General features: G+C 51.2%; 17 protein-coding genes. 15 read left to right on the top strand and 2 right to left on the bottom strand.

Going from position 1 to position 16,179, the window contains the following annotated elements; translation table 11 throughout:
• The first annotated feature begins 183 nt into the window (after positions 1 to 183).
• The 7 genes from lysC to FDX11_RS15355 all read left to right on the top strand — a co-directional run bounded on the left by lysC (position 184) and on the right by FDX11_RS15355 (position 7,233).
• Positions 184 to 1,533 (top strand): lysine-sensitive aspartokinase 3, encoded by a 1,350-nt coding sequence (gene lysC / locus FDX11_RS15385; RefSeq protein ID WP_038636225.1) that lies wholly within the window; start codon positions 184 to 186, stop codon positions 1,531 to 1,533.
• Between the two features lie 92 nt (positions 1,534 to 1,625).
• Positions 1,626 to 2,564, top strand: coding sequence for a ketopantoate/pantoate/pantothenate transporter PanS (panS, locus tag FDX11_RS15380; protein ID WP_079225673.1), 939 nt, complete (start codon positions 1,626 to 1,628; stop codon positions 2,562 to 2,564).
• Between the two features lie 243 nt (positions 2,565 to 2,807).
• Complete coding sequence (locus FDX11_RS15375) at positions 2,808 to 4,394, top strand: PTS sugar transporter (RefSeq protein WP_079225674.1); 1,587 nt, start codon at positions 2,808 to 2,810, stop codon at positions 4,392 to 4,394.
• Between the two features lie 27 nt (positions 4,395 to 4,421).
• Positions 4,422 to 5,261 (top strand): histidine biosynthesis protein, encoded by an 840-nt coding sequence (locus tag FDX11_RS15370; protein ID WP_079225675.1) that lies wholly within the window; start codon positions 4,422 to 4,424, stop codon positions 5,259 to 5,261.
• Between the two features lie 17 nt (positions 5,262 to 5,278).
• Positions 5,279 to 6,142 (top strand): Cof-type HAD-IIB family hydrolase, encoded by an 864-nt coding sequence (locus tag FDX11_RS15365; RefSeq protein ID WP_079225676.1) that lies wholly within the window; start codon positions 5,279 to 5,281, stop codon positions 6,140 to 6,142.
• Entirely contained in the window at positions 6,129 to 6,887 is a 759-nt protein-coding gene (locus tag FDX11_RS15360) for a DeoR/GlpR family DNA-binding transcription regulator (protein WP_079225677.1), read from the top strand. Before FDX11_RS15365 ends, FDX11_RS15360 begins: the two co-directional genes overlap by 14 nt.
• 73 nt (positions 6,888 to 6,960) lie before the next feature.
• Positions 6,961 to 7,233: a DUF3811 domain-containing protein gene (locus FDX11_RS15355; RefSeq protein ID WP_003826541.1), complete on the top strand. Its 273-nt coding sequence runs from the start codon at positions 6,961 to 6,963 to the stop codon at positions 7,231 to 7,233.
• Here FDX11_RS15355 and rluF read toward each other — a convergent pair.
• Positions 7,230 to 8,105 carry a 23S rRNA pseudouridine(2604) synthase RluF gene (gene rluF / locus FDX11_RS15350; protein WP_042313037.1) on the bottom strand — a complete coding sequence of 292 codons (876 nt, stop codon included), beginning with the start codon at positions 8,103 to 8,105 and terminating at the stop codon, positions 7,230 to 7,232. The two genes, FDX11_RS15355 and rluF, sit on opposite strands and share 4 nt — an antisense overlap.
• Before the next feature lie 343 nt (positions 8,106 to 8,448).
• Here rluF and FDX11_RS15345 point away from each other — a divergent pair, with 343 nt between their 5' ends.
• The 8 genes from FDX11_RS15345 to FDX11_RS15310 all read left to right on the top strand — a co-directional run bounded on the left by FDX11_RS15345 (position 8,449) and on the right by FDX11_RS15310 (position 14,995).
• Complete coding sequence (locus tag FDX11_RS15345; protein ID WP_079225678.1) at positions 8,449 to 9,402, top strand: sugar-binding transcriptional regulator; 954 nt, start codon at positions 8,449 to 8,451, stop codon at positions 9,400 to 9,402.
• A 70-nt stretch (positions 9,403 to 9,472) separates the two neighbouring features.
• Positions 9,473 to 10,279, top strand: a complete 807-nt coding sequence (locus FDX11_RS15340; RefSeq protein WP_061382704.1) for an SDR family oxidoreductase — start codon at positions 9,473 to 9,475, stop codon at positions 10,277 to 10,279.
• 9 nt (positions 10,280 to 10,288) lie between these two features.
• Positions 10,289 to 10,696, top strand: a complete 408-nt coding sequence (locus FDX11_RS15335; RefSeq protein ID WP_137398176.1) for a mannose/fructose/sorbose PTS transporter subunit IIA — start codon at positions 10,289 to 10,291, stop codon at positions 10,694 to 10,696.
• Positions 10,696 to 11,190: a mannose/fructose/sorbose PTS transporter subunit IIB gene (locus FDX11_RS15330; RefSeq protein ID WP_137398175.1), complete on the top strand. Its 495-nt coding sequence runs from the start codon at positions 10,696 to 10,698 to the stop codon at positions 11,188 to 11,190. The genes FDX11_RS15335 and FDX11_RS15330 overlap by 1 nt, the downstream gene beginning before the upstream one ends.
• Before the next feature lie 65 nt (positions 11,191 to 11,255).
• Positions 11,256 to 12,053 carry a PTS mannose/fructose/sorbose transporter subunit IIC gene (locus FDX11_RS15325; protein ID WP_137398174.1) on the top strand — a complete coding sequence of 266 codons (798 nt, stop codon included), beginning with the start codon at positions 11,256 to 11,258 and terminating at the stop codon, positions 12,051 to 12,053.
• An 11-nt stretch (positions 12,054 to 12,064) separates the two neighbouring features.
• A complete protein-coding gene (locus FDX11_RS15320; protein ID WP_042313051.1) occupies positions 12,065 to 12,889 on the top strand; it encodes a PTS system mannose/fructose/sorbose family transporter subunit IID in 825 nt (274 codons plus the stop codon).
• A 68-nt stretch (positions 12,890 to 12,957) separates the two neighbouring features.
• Positions 12,958 to 14,181, top strand: coding sequence for an L-sorbose 1-phosphate reductase (gene sorE, locus FDX11_RS15315; protein ID WP_042313054.1), 1,224 nt, complete (start codon positions 12,958 to 12,960; stop codon positions 14,179 to 14,181).
• 1 nt (position 14,182) lies between these two features.
• Entirely contained in the window at positions 14,183 to 14,995 is an 813-nt protein-coding gene (locus FDX11_RS15310) for a shikimate 5-dehydrogenase (protein WP_137398173.1), read from the top strand.
• Between the two features lie 353 nt (positions 14,996 to 15,348).
• Here the strand turns inward: FDX11_RS15310 and FDX11_RS15300 are convergent, their stop codons facing one another.
• A complete protein-coding gene (locus tag FDX11_RS15300; RefSeq protein ID WP_042313085.1) occupies positions 15,349 to 15,969 on the bottom strand; it encodes a histidine phosphatase family protein in 621 nt (206 codons plus the stop codon).
• Positions 15,970 to 16,179 lie beyond the last annotated feature (210 nt).

Here is a 16,179-nt window from a genome sequence, read left to right as displayed (position 1 = left end):
GCGTTGTTATTAGTACCGTTACTCAACGCAGTTGCAGCATGAAAAATCCGCATAATCCCAGCGTTGACAGTGCAAGCTACACATTTTATTTATAAATACGGTATTTGCATTTGCGCCTGCACCGGTTTCCGTTCTGCCTTATGTGCCATGGTCGCTCTATTCACTCCCTGACACGAGGTAGTTATGACTGATGTAGTTGTCTCCAAGTTTGGCGGTACCAGCGTGGCGGATTTTGATGCCATGAATCGCAGCGCCGATGTGGTGCTTTCTGATGCGAACGTCCGATTAGTGGTGCTTTCCGCGTCGGCAGGCATTACTAACCTGCTGGTCGCGCTGGCCGAAGGGCTGGAGCCAACCGAGCGCTTCGAAAAACTCGACGCCATTCGTCAAATTCAGTTCAATATTCTGGAACGCCTGCGTTATCCAAACGTGATTCGTGAAGAGATCGAACGCCTGCTGGAAAACATCACCACGCTGGCAGAGGCGGCTTCACTGGCGACCTCAACCGCGCTGACCGACGAACTGGTCAGCCACGGTGAGCTGATGTCTACTCTCCTGTTTGTTGAGATCCTGCGTGAGCGCAACGTCCAAGCGCAGTGGTTTGACGTGCGTAAAGTGATGCGCACTAACGATCGTTTCGGTCGTGCAGAACCCGACGTCGCGGCGCTGGCCGAACTGGCAACGCTCCAGTTAGCACCCCGTCTGAGTGAAGGTCTGGTGATTACTCAAGGCTTTATCGGCAGCGAAAGCAAGGGCCGCACCACCACGCTGGGACGCGGCGGCAGTGATTATACGGCCGCCCTGCTGGCTGAAGCGCTGCACGCAACGCGCGTCGATATCTGGACCGATGTTCCCGGCATTTACACCACCGATCCGCGCGTCGTTCCAGCCGCTAAACGTATTGATGAAATCGCCTTCGAAGAAGCCGCGGAAATGGCGACCTTCGGCGCGAAAGTGCTGCACCCGGCAACCCTGTTACCTGCTGTACGTAGCGATATCCCGGTGTTTGTTGGCTCCAGTAAGGATCCAAAAGCAGGCGGTACGCTGGTATGCAATAAAACCCAAAATCCACCGTTGTTCCGTGCCCTGGCGCTACGCCGTAAGCAAACGCTGCTAACGCTGCATAGCCTGAATATGCTGCACTCTCGCGGCTTTTTAGCGGAAGTGTTCGGCATCCTGGCGCGCCACAACATCTCGGTAGATTTAATTACCACATCGGAAGTCAGCGTGGCGCTGACGCTGGATACCACCGGTTCAACGTCTACCGGCGATACGCTGTTAACACAGTCTCTGCTGATGGAACTGTCTGCCCTGTGTCGGGTTGAAGTGGAAGAAGACCTGGCGCTGGTGGCGCTGATTGGCAACGACCTGTCCAAAGCCTGTGGCGTGGGTAAAGAGGTGTTCGGCGTACTGGAGCCGTTCAACATCCGCATGATTTGCTACGGCGCGTCCAGCCATAACCTGTGCTTCCTGGTGCCCGGAACCGAAGCCGAACAGGTGGTACAGAAGCTGCACCATAATTTGTTTGAATAATATTTCATCACGCGATAAATAATAACTATAGCCGGGCTCGAACCCGGCTTTTTTATAACAACACAACACATTTCAATCGCAAGGAATATAACATGCTCGCTACTCTGACGCGGCTGTTCCCATTATGGGCGCTGCTGCTCTCTGTTATTGCGTATTACACGCCCTCCACCTTTACGCCTGTCGGGCCATTCGTGCCGTCGTTACTGATGCTGATTATGTTCGGCATGGGCGTCCATTTGAAAGTGGATGACTTTAAACGCGTACTCTCACGTCCTGCGCCGGTCGCCGCGGGTATTTTCCTGCACTATCTGGTGATGCCGCTCGCCGCATGGATTTTGGCGCTGGCTTTTAATATGCCGCCGGAACTGTCCGCAGGCATGGTGCTGGTCGGTAGCGTCGCCAGCGGGACAGCGTCTAACGTCATGATCTATCTGGCCAAAGGCGATGTGGCGCTCTCCGTGACTATTTCATCCGTTTCGACGTTGGTCGGCGTTGTCGCCACACCGCTGCTGACACGGCTGTATGTCGATGCGCATATTCAGGTGGATGTGATGGGTATGCTGCTGAGTATTCTGCAGATCGTGGTCATTCCGATTGCCCTGGGACTGGTCATTCACCATTTGTTCCCACGCATCGTAAAAGCCGTCGAGCCGTATCTGCCCGCGTTTTCTATGGTGTGCATCCTGGCGATCATCAGCGCCGTCGTGGCAGGCTCCGCTTCGCACATTGCGTCCGTCGGCTTTGTGGTGATTATCGCCGTTATCCTGCATAACACCATTGGCCTGCTCGGCGGTTACTGGGGCGGAAAACTGTTTGGTTTCGACGAGTCGACCTGCCGTACGTTAGCTATCGAAGTCGGCATGCAGAATTCAGGGCTGGCCGCTGCGCTGGGCAAAATCTACTTTGGCCCGCTCGCCGCCCTGCCCGGTGCGCTGTTCTCCGTCTGGCACAACCTTTCTGGTTCGCTGCTGGCAGGCTACTGGTCCGGTAAGCCGATTGATGAGAAACCACACGCAGTAAAAGAACACTAATCTTCATAAATGGAGGAGGCATCCTCCATTTCTCCCTACCCGCATTTGAACCCCATCACAAAACAACAAATATCAACACAAAACAAAATTAAAAATTAATTGTTATATTTCAATTAAATACATAAATTAACCTGTTTTAACCTCAAATTTAATCATTTTTCTAATGTTGATTTAGTTTGTTTTAATTGGGAATATGATTTCACTACAACACAGACAAACCCTTACCCTATCTTCGAGGCCGCTATGAAAAAAATTGCGATTATTGGAAGCAGTGGAGGCAACCTCTACAACCTGGGTGGTGCTGAACCAGAAAAGCTACTCCAGGAAATTTACCAGCAGTGTGAAGCCGCAGGAGTGGAAGTTGCCGCTGTGCAGTTCATTGCGGCAGAAGCCTCAATGGACGTTGCCAAAGCTCACACGCCAGCGTCGGTATTTGCACTAACCACAGAAAACCAACAAAAACCACAAAGGATATTTCAGGGCAAACTTTCAGAAGTGAACGACTCGGTAGTTGAGAGCGATTTCAGGATTGCAGAAATGATCCGTAACGGTGAGATCGATGGGATCATCGTGATGAGCGCCGATCCGGTGAAGGCCAACCAGGCTGTCTTTGCCGCAGCTGTTGAAATGAAAACACCGATTGTTGGCACCGGCGGGACCTCAATGGCGCTAGTGGCGGCAAAGGGGGCAAATGTCGTCGCAACCTCGGGCACTACGGGTACCACCAGCCGAACCCGCGCAGTCTCCTTCATCGCATCACTGTGTAAGCACTGGGGCGTTAAATACAAACCACAGTTGGGCAGTGCTTCTCCTTCACAGGGCGGTTCTGGAAAAAGTCTGCTTAAACGCTTCAATATTCGCAGCATAATGATCCCTGCGCTGCCGGGCTTTATCGCCATGGCAATCGTGCTCGCACTCAGTCACATTCCGGGCCTGGAAAAACTCAACGATATCTTTGAAATTCTACTGAAGGGCCTGCCGGTTTTAGTTGCAGTTCTCGCAGCAAAACAGATTTCGGAACTGGATGAAGTCTCAATTGTTGCCGGGGTGGTCGCCGGAGTGCTTTCCGTCGAGGGCGGTCTGATTGGAGGGATCATCGGTGGTTTGATGGCCGGGATTTTCGTTCGTTGGCTGTTTGAATTATGCCTGAATTGGCGCTTTCCGATGACCACCGTCAACATTGTAGCGGGTGGGATCTCGGGTCTTGCCGCCGGGTTAATCATGCACTATCTGCTAAGTCCGCTGGCGCTGTCAGCAGGTAATTACATCAAACTGGCTATCGAAACCACGCTGGCTTTCAGCCCTATTCTTGCCGGCCTGCTGGCTGGGTTGGTTATCTGGCCAGCAATTCTGGGGGGAGTCTATCACGCAGTCATTCTGCCGCTGGTGCTCCTGGAAATGGAAAAATCCGGAGTCAGCTTCCTCGGCGCTGTCGATATGGTCGGCCTGGTGATGGTTGCTGCAGGAATCAACCTGGCTAACGTCATCGCACCACGAGAAAAAAGCGAAGCAGCCGTCGCGACGCCCGGCCTGCTTATCAACCTCGGCTTTGGGACCTTCGTTGAATCGGCCTATCCGTTCATGTTTGCCAACAAAATTGTCTTTGGTTCAGCGATCGTTTGGGCCGGTCTGGGCGGCATGATGCTGGGTTTCTTTAACGTCAAAGGCGTGGCTTATGTCCCTGCATTCGCCTCCCCGTTTTTGTCCAGTAATGCGCTTCAAATGGCCATTGTGATGGTTACCGTCATGGGGCTGACCTGTATTTCCACCATTATTGCCAACCGTTTTAAGGCTGTCGCACAGAAAGAATCTACCGCGTCGGCCCATTAATTAATGCACCAACACCAGAGGTACACCATGTTTAAAGGCGATATGAATAAAAAACGCGCTAAAGCGTTACAGAAAGTGAAAGATGCCATCACGCTGCACGGCGGGCAGACCATCCTCAGCACAGGGATAACCGGCGACGATGCGCGTCTGGCAAAAGCAGTATGTGAGGCGGGCGTTAAGCTGCTCGAACCGAACCATCCCGCACTGGCGCTGGCGCGTGGGCATAAGGGGGTGAGCAACATGCACGCGGCGGAACAAATCCGCCACGAAATCACTAACAGCCAGATGGCCGAAGCAGTGCATGGTGTGCGTAATGTGGTTCCTGACGATATCTTCATTACTGTCGGTATCGCAGGAGGCTTTACCGAAACGTTACCGGTCCCGCTCACGGAAACAGAGATACTGGAGATTGCTCGTGCTGGTGCCGATGGCTTACACACCCATAAATCTGACTGGGACGATCTACAGGACATCGTAAATCTCGCCCATCAGTATGGCCTGACCGTTGATGCTTATATTGGACACCCGGATGACCTGCATACTTTCGGTATTCCTGCACGCACTCCGGAAGAGGTCACCAGCGTAGCAAAACGGATGCAGGAGATTGGCGTCGATATGATTGGTTTAATGACCGGTATGAGCTACGAAGGCGTAGCCGCAGGTGATATTCCGCAAGCCATTAAAGATCGCCTGTGGGCACTGGTCAGCGCGGTAAGCGTGCCGACGCTGGCGGAAGGCGGAATTAACCTCGCCAATGCCAAAGCGTTTAAGGATACCGGGGTCAATATTCTGGTCGTCGGTACGGCAATCGACAATATGGTCTGCAACGCCGCCAAAGAGGCTGTCACACCGTTTATTGCGCATTGAGATTAAGGGAAAGAAGCATGTTACTGGTCACCGATCTGGATGGAACACTACTGACTTCGCAAAAGACAATCAGTCCACGTACACGTCAGGCACTCATCGAATTCCACCAGCGCGGTGGCCTGCTGGCCGCTTGTTCCGCCAGACCGGTCTCCTCTATAATGCGCCTGCTACAACAGCAGCAGGTTAATGCGCTGTTTGGCTGGTGCGCAGGCTTCAACGGAGGTCAGATCCTCGAGATGGCGCAGCAGCGCAATATTCATACTGCAGCGTTCTCTTGTATGAATCTTCGGGATATTGACCGACATATTGCGCTTTCCCTCTGTCCTCATCACTTTTTTAGCGCCGATGCTATTTATCATCGTTGCGACCAACAGATAGCGCCATGGACAACTTATGAATCCCGTTTATTTGAGTTACCACTTATTTCGGCAACGCCCGGAAATATTTTAAACCGGCAGGATATTTATAAAATTACACTCACCACCGAGCAGTTAAAAATAAATGCACTGTGTACAGAAGTGAACAATAAATTGCCTTATGGCTATACAGCGACTATCACTGGGGAGAATTACATTGATATCCAACGTAGCGAAATAAATAAAGGTTATGCTATTAGCATGTTAATGCGCCAGCTAAATATAGCAGCAGAAAAGGTTGCAGCGATTGGAGACCAGCAAAACGATATCAGTATGTTTTCCGCCGCCGGCATTGGTATTGCAATGGGGAATGCGCCTGAGGCAGTAAAACAACAAGCCAGCTATGTGACGGCCTCTAATGATGATGAGGGTATTGTCTGTGCGTTGGAGTGGTTGCGTTGCTCTGCACATCCAGTTACCATGCGCCAAAGCTCGACGTTGGCGGAAAATAATGAACCCGATTAAAAGAAGAAAACATATCCTCGATGAATTAAATAAATTCGGTGAAGTGACGGTTATCAAATTATCGGAAACACTAAAAGTCACATCAGAGACCATTCGTCGCGATCTCTCCATTCTGGAGTCTGAAGGGCAAATTACCAAGATTCACGGTGGAGCCGTCAAGAAGCAGGTTGTTCAGGAAGATGAATTTGGCGCGCGGATTGATATACACCGCGAAGAAAAAATGGCAATTGGTAAACTTGCCGCCCGGATGGTCAGTGAGCACGACACTCTATTCATTGACTCCTGCACAACCAATCTTATTCTGGCCGAACAATTACCTCCTCTGGCCTATTCCGTTATTACTAATTCAGCCTTAATTGCCGATAAAATCAAAGAACATAATCTTAAAGCGCGCGTTTATGTATTAGGTGGTGAATATGACTACCATTTCCGCGCCAATCTCGGCGTCTCCGTTTGTCAGCAAATAAACACTATTCATGCAGATATCTGCTTCATCGGCGCGGGTGGTGTTTCACCTCAACATGGTGTGCTGGTGAAAAGCTTCGATGAAGCCTATGTTGCCAAGTCAATGATTGCTATGAGTAAAAAGTCGGTAATTCTTGCCGACCATACAAAATTTGGCCAGGATGGTGTGATGTGTATCGCCACATTAAAAGAGATCGATAACATCATCACAGACAAACGATTCAGAACAACGGGCTATACACAGCAGGACTTCGCCGGAAAATTACGTATTGCTGAATAATACAATACATGACGCTATCAGCAGGTTCTGGATTACCGTACACTGAGGACATCGGCTAACAGAGGGCACCCCTATGGCACTCCCCCGCATTACCCAAAAAGAGATGACCGAGCGCGAGCAGCGTGAACTGAAAACGCTGCTCGACCGCGCGCGCATCGCGCATGGTCGGCTGCTGACCAACGCAGAGACCAACAGCATCAAGAAAGAGTACATCGATAAACTGATGGCCTTGCGCGAAGCGGAAGCAAAAAAAGCCCGCCAGTTAAAGAAAAAGCAGGCTTATAAACCGGATGCGGAAGCATCGTTTTCCTGGTCAGCGAATACGCCCACGCGCGGCAGACGTTAACGCCCTTTCTTCTTACGCCCCGGTGAGGTAAAGCGTTTACCGTTTGCTGCCGGGCGCGATTTCTCTTTCTCCGCAGATTTTTCGATTTTCACTACCGGGCGCTTAATGCCTGCGGTTTTTGGCTTCGCTTTCGCCTTCGGTTTGGCTTCTGAGGACGAGTTCTCAATCAGCTTGAACAGATCAATCAGTTCGTCATCCGTCAGGTCGCGCCATTCACCAAGCGGCAGGCCAGACAAGCCAACGTTCATGATACGCGTACGCTCAAGTTTGGTAACTTCATAGCCAAAGTGCTCGCACATACGACGGATCTGACGGTTCAGCCCCTGAATCAGCGTGATGCGAAACACAAACGGCGCTTCTTTCTTCACCTTACATTTCTTGGTGACGGTGCCGAGGATTGGCACACCGGCCCCCATCCCACGGATAAAGTCATCAGTGACCGGCTTATCTACCGTCACCAGATACTCTTTTTCATGATCGTTACCGGCACGCAGGATTTTATTCACCAGGTCGCCGTGGTTGGTCAGAAAGATAAGTCCCTGGGAATCTTTGTCCAGACGACCGATTGGGAACACACGCTTGCTGTGATTCACGAAATCAACAATGTTGTCGCGCTCGCTGTCTTCGGTGGTGCTGACAATCCCTACTGGCTTGTTCAGCGCGATAAAGACCAGATCTTCCGCTTCACGCGGCTCAATCAACCGACCATTCACTTTTACGACGTCGCCAGGCTTTACCTGATCGCCAATGGTGGCGCGTTTACCATTCAGGAAGACATTCCCTTGTTCGATAAAGCGATCCGCCTCGCGACGCGAGCAGATTCCGCTTTCACTGATGTATTTATTTAATCGGATGGATGAGTCGGGCAGCATAGTTTCTCCTTTGACAGCGAAATATACCCTACCTTGTGGGCGATAAAAAATAATCGTGTTCAAATGCCCGAGCGCTATTTGTGATCCGCCCCACCTTTTGACACAAAAGTGTCGGTAATCCATATCTGCAATTTTGTTGGATGAAAACAAGCAGAATCAATACATTAGAGCAGCACGCACATCTGTGCCGACAACGCGCAATCTCCACATCAAATGTGCAACACAATCGTTCAGTTCTTAACGCTGAAATAAGTGAAAATAGCTTTGAGATGTGAAACAGATGGGGTTATATCAGATCAAGAAGGCAATTTCGTGATTTGCACAAATGTGCAGGAGTCCAAAAATGGCGACGGAAAACAGCGATGATATCCGCCTGATCGTAAAAATAGCGCAGCTGTATTACGAACAGGATATGACACAAGCGCAAATCGCCCGCGAGCTGGGTATTTATCGCACCACGATCAGCCGGTTACTAAAACGTGGACGCGAGCAGGGTATCGTCACCATCGCCATTAATTACGACTACAACGAAAATCTGTGGCTGGAACAGCAGCTAAAACAGAAATTTGGCCTGAAAGAGGCGGTCGTAGTCTCCTGCGATAGCGAGCAGGAAGATGAACAACTTAATATGATGGGAGTACATGGCGCACAGTTGCTGGAACGCTTACTGGAACCTGGGGACATTATCGGGTTCTCATGGGGCCGCGCGGTACGGGGACTGGTGGAAGGATTATCTCCTGCCAGCCAGTCACGCCAGCTGATCTGTGTGCCGATTATCGGCGGACCATCCGGCAAGCTTGAAAGCCGCTACCACGTCAATACGCTGACCTACGGCGCTGCGGCAAAGCTCAAAGGGGAATCACACCTGGCAGATTTCCCGGCACTGCTGGAAAACCCGCTGATCCGTAACGGCATTATGCAGTCCCGGCACTTCAAATCGATTTCCGCTTACTGGGATAATCTGGATGTCGCGCTGGTCGGAATTGGGTCTCCGGCAATACGCGATGGTGCCAACTGGCACGCTTTTTACGGCAGTGAAGAGAGTGATGACCTGCATGCCCGCCATGTTGCCGGAGACATTTGCTCGCGCTTTTACGATATCAACGGTGTGACCGTAGAGACCAGGATGAGTGAAAAGACGCTCGCTATCGAAACCGATAAATTAAAACAGGCACGTTACTCCATTGGTATTGCAATGGGTGAAGAAAAATACAGTGGGATATTAGGCGCATTACGTGGGAATTATATTAACTGTTTAGTCACCAACAGTCATACCGCTGAATTATTGTTGAAGTAAATAAATTCTAATTGGTCCTGCCATAATTAATTTTATGTGGGATCCCCTTATCTGAAATCGGGAGTTTATTATGCAAACGTGGTTAAACTTGCAGGACAAAGTCATTATTGTTACCGGTGGTGCATCCGGAATTGGCCTGGCCATTGTCGAGGAGCTATTAGCGCAAGGCGCTAATGTACAAATGGCGGATATTCATGGCGGAGAAGGTAAATATGACAGCCATAGCGGATATCATTTCTGGCCAACGGATATTTCCAGTGCCAAAGAGGTTAATCATACTGTTGCTGAAATTATCCAACGCTACGGACGTATTGATGGACTGGTAAATAATGCTGGCGTTAACTTCCCACGGCTATTGGTTGATGAAAAAGCACCCGCCGGGCAATACGAACTCAACGAAGCTGCTTTTGAAAAAATGGTTAATATCAACCAGAAAGGTGTGTTCTTAATGTCGCAAGCAACGGCACGCCAAATGGTAAAACAGCATAACGGCGTGATCGTGAATGTCTCTTCCGAAAGCGGGCTGGAAGGTTCAGAGGGCCAAAGCTGCTATGCCGCCACCAAAGCCGCGTTGAATAGCTTTACCCGCTCCTGGTCGAAAGAGTTGGGCAAACACGGCATTCGTGTGGTGGGAATTGCGCCTGGCATTCTGGAAAAAACCGGTCTGCGCACCCCCGAGTATGAAGAAGCGCTGGCCTGGACCCGCAACATCACCGTCGAACAGTTGCGTGAGGGTTATACCAAGAACGCGATCCCGATTGGTCGATCAGGGCGCTTAAGCGAAGTCGCTGATTTTGTTTGTTATCTTTTATCTGAGCGCGCCAGTTACATCACCGGAGTAACCACTAACATTGCGGGCGGAAAAACGCGCGGCTAAGGAGGTTTTATGGTCAATGCAATCTTCTGTGCTCACGGCAAACTGGCCTGCGCCATGCTGGAATCGGTACAGATGGTCTACGGTGATGCCAACGTTGAAGCGGTGGCATTTGTCCCAGGGGAGAACGCCAGCAACATCGTGGAAAAGCTGGAAAAGTTAGTAAGCGCTCACACTAATGGTGAATGGCTGATTGCCGTCGATCTGCAGTGTGGCAGTCCCTGGAATGCTGCCGCTTCGCTGGCAATGCAAAACCCCACAATTCGCGTCATTAGCGGGTTGTCGCTGCCATTAGCGCTGGAACTGGTAGACAACCAAAGCTGTATGAATGTGGATGAACTGTGCGAACACCTGACGACCATTGCTCAACAAACCTGTGTCGTCTGGCAACATCTGGAAACGACCGAAGAGGATTTCTGATGAACATTACCCTTGCTCGTATCGATGACCGCTTGATTCACGGTCAGGTCACCACCGTCTGGTCGAAGGTGGCGAATGCCCAACGAATTATTATCTGCAATGACGACGTTTATAACGATGAAGTACGTCGAACATTATTACGTCAGGCAGCCCCGCCAGGAATGAAGGTTAACGTCGTTAATATCGAAAAGGCGGTCGCTGTTTACCATAACCCGCAATATCAGAGCGAAACCGTTTTTTATTTGTTTACCCGCCCACAGGATGCATTAGCAATGGTAAAACAAGGGGTAAAAATTGCCACGTTAAATATTGGCGGCATGGCCTGGCGACCAGGTAAAAAACAATTAACCAAAGCCGTTTCTTTAGACAGCGACGACATTAATGCGTTTCGTGAGTTAGATAAACTAGGCGTCACGCTGGATTTACGCGTCGTCGCATCCGATCCATCTATTAATATTCTCGAAAAAATAGAAGAACAATCTCTCGCTGAATAAATAAAAATGCCTGTGTACTTATGCTTTAACAGGCAGGGATGATCACATTCACAAGGTGACATATTATGGAAATAAGTACCCTACAAATTATCGCCATATTCCTATTTTCCTGTATTGCCGGAATGGGCAGCGTGCTGGATGAGTTCCAGACCCACCGTCCGCTGATCGCTTGTACCGTTATCGGACTGATTCTTGGTGATTTAAAAACCGGGATTATGCTCGGCGGCACGCTGGAGTTAATTGCTCTTGGCTGGATGAACGTCGGCGCAGCGCAGTCTCCCGATTCGGCGCTCGCCAGTATTATCTCCGCCATTCTGGTTATCGTCGGTCAGCAAAGCATTGCGACCGGTATCGCCATCGCCCTGCCCGTCGCGGCGGCAGGTCAGGTACTAACCGTCTTTGCCCGTACCATCACCGTGGTGTTCCAGCACGCGGCGGATAAAGCAGCCGAAGAGGCCCGCTTTCGCACCATCGACATGCTGCACGTTTCCGCTCTCGGCGTACAGGCGCTGCGCGTTGCCATCCCTGCATTAATCGTCTCGCTGTTTGTCAGCGCCGATATAGTCAGCAATATGCTCAACGCCATTCCAGAATTCGTCACCCGCGGATTGCAGATTGCCGGTGGCTTTATCGTGGTGGTCGGTTACGCCATGGTGCTGCGCATGATGGGCGTGAAGTACCTGATGCCCTTCTTCTTCCTCGGATTTATTGCCGGAGGGTATCTCGATTTGAGCCTGCTGGCTTTCGGTGGGGTTGGCGTGATTATCGCGCTGGTCTACATCCAGTTGAACCCACAGTGGCGTAAAGCCGAACCGCAGGCGCAACCCGCCTCTTCTCAAGCTCTCGATCAGCTTGATGACTAATGGAGCCCACCATGGAACAGAAAAAACTGACCAAATCCGACCTGTTTAGCATGTTTGTTCGCTCCAACCTCCAGCAAGCGTCATTCAACTTTGAACGCATTCATGGGCTGGGCTTTTGCTACGACATGATCCCGGCTATTAAGCGCCTGTATCCACTGAAAGAGGACCAGGTTGCGGCCCTCAAGCGCCACCTGGTGTTCTTCAATACCACACCTGCCGTTTGCGGCCCGGTGATTGGCGTGACCGCCGCGATGGAAGAAGCCCGCGCCAACGGTGCGGAAATTGACGACGGGGCCATCAACGGCATCAAAGTTGGGCTGATGGGTCCGCTGGCCGGTGTTGGCGACCCGCTGGTATGGGGAACGCTGCGCCCGATTACCGCCGCGCTCGGCGCCTCGCTGGCGCTCTCCGGAAACATTCTCGGGCCACTATTGTTCTTCTTTCTTTTCAATGCAGTACGTCTTGCCATGAAGTGGTACGGCTTACAGCTTGGCTTTCGTAAAGGGGTCAATATCGTCAGCGACATGGGCGGTAACCTGCTGCAAAAACTGACCGAAGGCGCATCAATTCTTGGCCTGTTTGTGATGGGGGTACTGGTCACCAAATGGACCAGCATCAACGTGCCGCTGGTGGTATCGCAAACGCCTGGCGCAGACGGCGCCACCGTCACCATGACCGTGCAGAACATTCTCGACCAACTCTGTCCTGGCCTGCTGGCGCTGGGTCTGACGCTGCTGATGGTACGGCTGCTCAACAAGAAAATTAATCCGGTATGGCTGATATTCGCCCTGTTTGCGCTGGGGATTATCGGCAACGCGTTGGGCTTCTTGTCCTGATTTTTCCGCCCCGGCGATGCTGGGGCTACTTCAACAAATTGTCCTCGAAAGAGGAAGAGGTGGTAACAATGCAAACAACAACAGCTTTACGCCTTTATGGTAAACGCGATCTGCGCCTGGAAACCTTCGACCTTCCCGAAATGCAGGACGATGAAATTCTGGCCTCGGTCGTGACCGACAGCCTATGCCTTTCTTCCTGGAAAGAGGCTAACCAGGGCGAGAACCACAAAAAAGTGCCGGACGATGTGGCCACCAACCCGATCATCATTGGCCACGAGTTCTGCGGCGATATTATTGCCGTGGGGAAAAAATGGCAGCATAAGTTTCAGCCCGGCCAACGCTATGTCATTCAGGCTAACCTGCAACTGCCGGATCGCCCGGACTGTCCCGGCTACTCCTTCCCGTGGGTAGGCGGTGAAGCCACGCACGTCATCATTCCTGATGAAGTCATGGAGCAGGACTGCTTGTTGGCCTACGAAGGCGAAACCTATTTTGAAGGCTCGCTGGTTGAGCCACTATCCTGCGTGATTGGCGCATTCAACGCCAACTATCACCTGCAGGAAGGCACTTATAACCATAAGATGGGCATTCGTCCGCAGGGGCGCACGTTAATCCTCGGCGGTACCGGGCCAATGGGACTACTGGCGATCGACTATGCACTGCATGGCCCGGTTAACCCTGCGCTGCTGGTGGTAACCGACACCAATAACGACAAGTTGAGCTACGCCCGCAAGCACTATCCATCAGAACCACAAACGTTAATCCACTATCTCCACGCCCAGGATGCGGCTTATGACACCTTGATGGCGTTGAGCGGCGGGCATGGATTTGATGACATCTTTGTGTTTGTGCCCAACGAAGGACTGGTCACGCTGGCCTCTTCCCTGCTGGCTGCCGATGGCTGCATGAACTTCTTTGCCGGTCCGCAGGATAAGCAGTTTAGCGCGCCGATTAACTTCTACGACGTGCACTACGCCTTCACCCATTATGTTGGGACATCTGGCGGCAATACCGACGATATGCGCACAGCGGTAAAACTGATCGAAGAGAAGAAAGTTCAGGCAGCAAAAGTGGTGACGCACATTCTGGGGCTGAATGCGGCTGGTGAAACAACGCTGGAATTGCCGCAAGTCGGTGGCGGTAAAAAACTGGTTTACACCGGCAAAGCCTTACCATTAACCGCGCTCACTCAGATTGATGATCCAGCCTTGCGCGATATCCTGGAGCGTCATCAGGGGATTTGGTCGCAGGAAGCCGAACAGTACATATTGTCTCACGCCGAGGAGATTTAACATGATTAACCGCGACACCCAGTTGTGCATGTCGCTTGCCGGTCGGCCCGGTAACTTTGGCACGCGCTTTCACAACTATCTGTATGAAAAATTAGGGTTAAATTTTATCTATAAAGCCTTTACTACGCAGGATATTGAGGCCGCAGTGAAAGGCGTTCGCGCACTCGAAATTCGCGGCTGTGCGGTTTCTATGCCGTTTAAAGAGAGCTGCATGCCGTTTCTGGATGTCATCGATCCTTCCGCAAAAGTCATTGATTCCGTCAACACCATCGTCAATGACAACGGTACGCTGGCAGGATTTAACACCGACTACATTGCGGTAAAAAGCCTGATTGCCAGCCACCAGCTCAATAGCAGCGCACGCGTCATGATCCGCGGCAGCGGTGGAATGGGTAAAGCGGTTATCGCCGCGTTTCGAGATGCCGGTTTTCACGATGTGATCGTCGCCGCCCGCAATCGTGAGAGCGGCCCGGCGCTGGCAAAACAGTACGGTTTCCAGTGGCAACCTCAGCCGGAAGGGATTGCCTGCGATATTCTGGTCAACGTGACGCCCGTCGGTATGGCTGGCGGTAAAGAGAGCGATGAACTGGCCTACAGAGAAGCGATGGTCGCTGCCGCCAGCGTGGTGTTTGACGTGGTCGCCCTGCCGCCGGAAACACCGGTAATCAAACTGGCACAACAATTAGGTAAAAAGACCATCAGCGGTGCAGAGGTGATTACCTTACAGGCCGTAGAGCAGTTCGCCATGTATACCGGCGTACGCCCGGATGACGCGCTAATCGCCGAAGCAGCAGAATTTGCGCGGGCGGGGTAAAGAAGCAGGAACTGAGCGCCAGGGATGGGCGCTCTAAAATAGCCATTAAGCAGGAAATCAATCGCATCTCGAAGTTCTGCCCTGTTTGCGGTCAGGTCTCCCACACAGTTACCCATATTCTTCACAGGTATGCCTGTCATCATATGTGTCATCACCAAGCAGGATGACGATGGATCGTTGGCAGCCTGGATTAAACGCGTGGTTAGAAAAGAGCTGAAGCAGAAAGGGATTGAAGTCTGGTGGCCGGAATTCTGTATCGTTTTCTGAAGATCTGTTTAGAGCGGGGAGCTGACATTGTGCTTAAATAATGATGACTCTGGCAGGATGGGTTTTCAATGATTGAAAGGTAGCCACTAATTCAGGTGACGTAAATGTGTAGCAATCCCCCACTTTAGGCCGATACATTTTCCATTAATCAGGTCGATAACAGAATAACTTGCATTGGGGTGAGCATAGCGAGGGAAACTATTGACAGTCCCTTCTTTAAGAATTGCCAGAGTGCCCTGACTGACATGCCCGTGAGACACAATACATATTGTTTGTTGATGTGATGAGGTATCTTCCAGGTTTTGTAAAAAACGCATAACTCGCTGAGAAGCATGCGCCAGTGACTCCCCCCCAGGTGGACAATACTCTGCATCAAGCCTGAATAACGCATTTGCATCGTTCGGATGTTTTTGTCTGAGTAGTTCTAACGGCATACCTTCAAACTGACCAAAGGCCTGCTCTTTAAGGGCCGGTTCAGCCGTCAGTGAACAGCGAAAGTGTTCAGCCAGGCTTTGCCCCATTTGCCAGGCACGTCCAAGCGGAGAAGCGTAAACACGCTCTATTTGATACTCACTTGCACTAAACGCTGCTAGTAGGACGGATGTTTCACGCAAACCCCGACAGGTCAAGGAGCTATCGCTGTGCCCCTGAATAATTCCTTCCAAATTCCACTCTGTTTCTGCGTGTCGAACAAGTATCAATTTCATCGTTAGCGGGCCATGCTCGTTGTTGATCAAAATGCCCCAACTGCGCGATGCCAAACACATACCGTTGAAGCAGCGGAAGGCTTTCCTGTTTTGGAAATAATGAACAAGTGTAGCTTATTGCCGTTATGCAGCGGCTCTGGGTGTGAGGCGCTGAATTTTATCCGTAGTTAACTTCCGCTTATGGCACAGGCTGTGTAAAAACTCGGTTTT

Origin of the sequence: Citrobacter sp. wls714, from assembly GCF_005281025.1 — a bacterium.
GTDB classification, from domain to species: domain Bacteria; phylum Pseudomonadota; class Gammaproteobacteria; order Enterobacterales; family Enterobacteriaceae; genus Citrobacter; species Citrobacter werkmanii.
The sequence above is the reverse complement of the archived record's forward strand: the minus strand, read 5'-3'. Positions and strand labels throughout refer to the sequence as shown.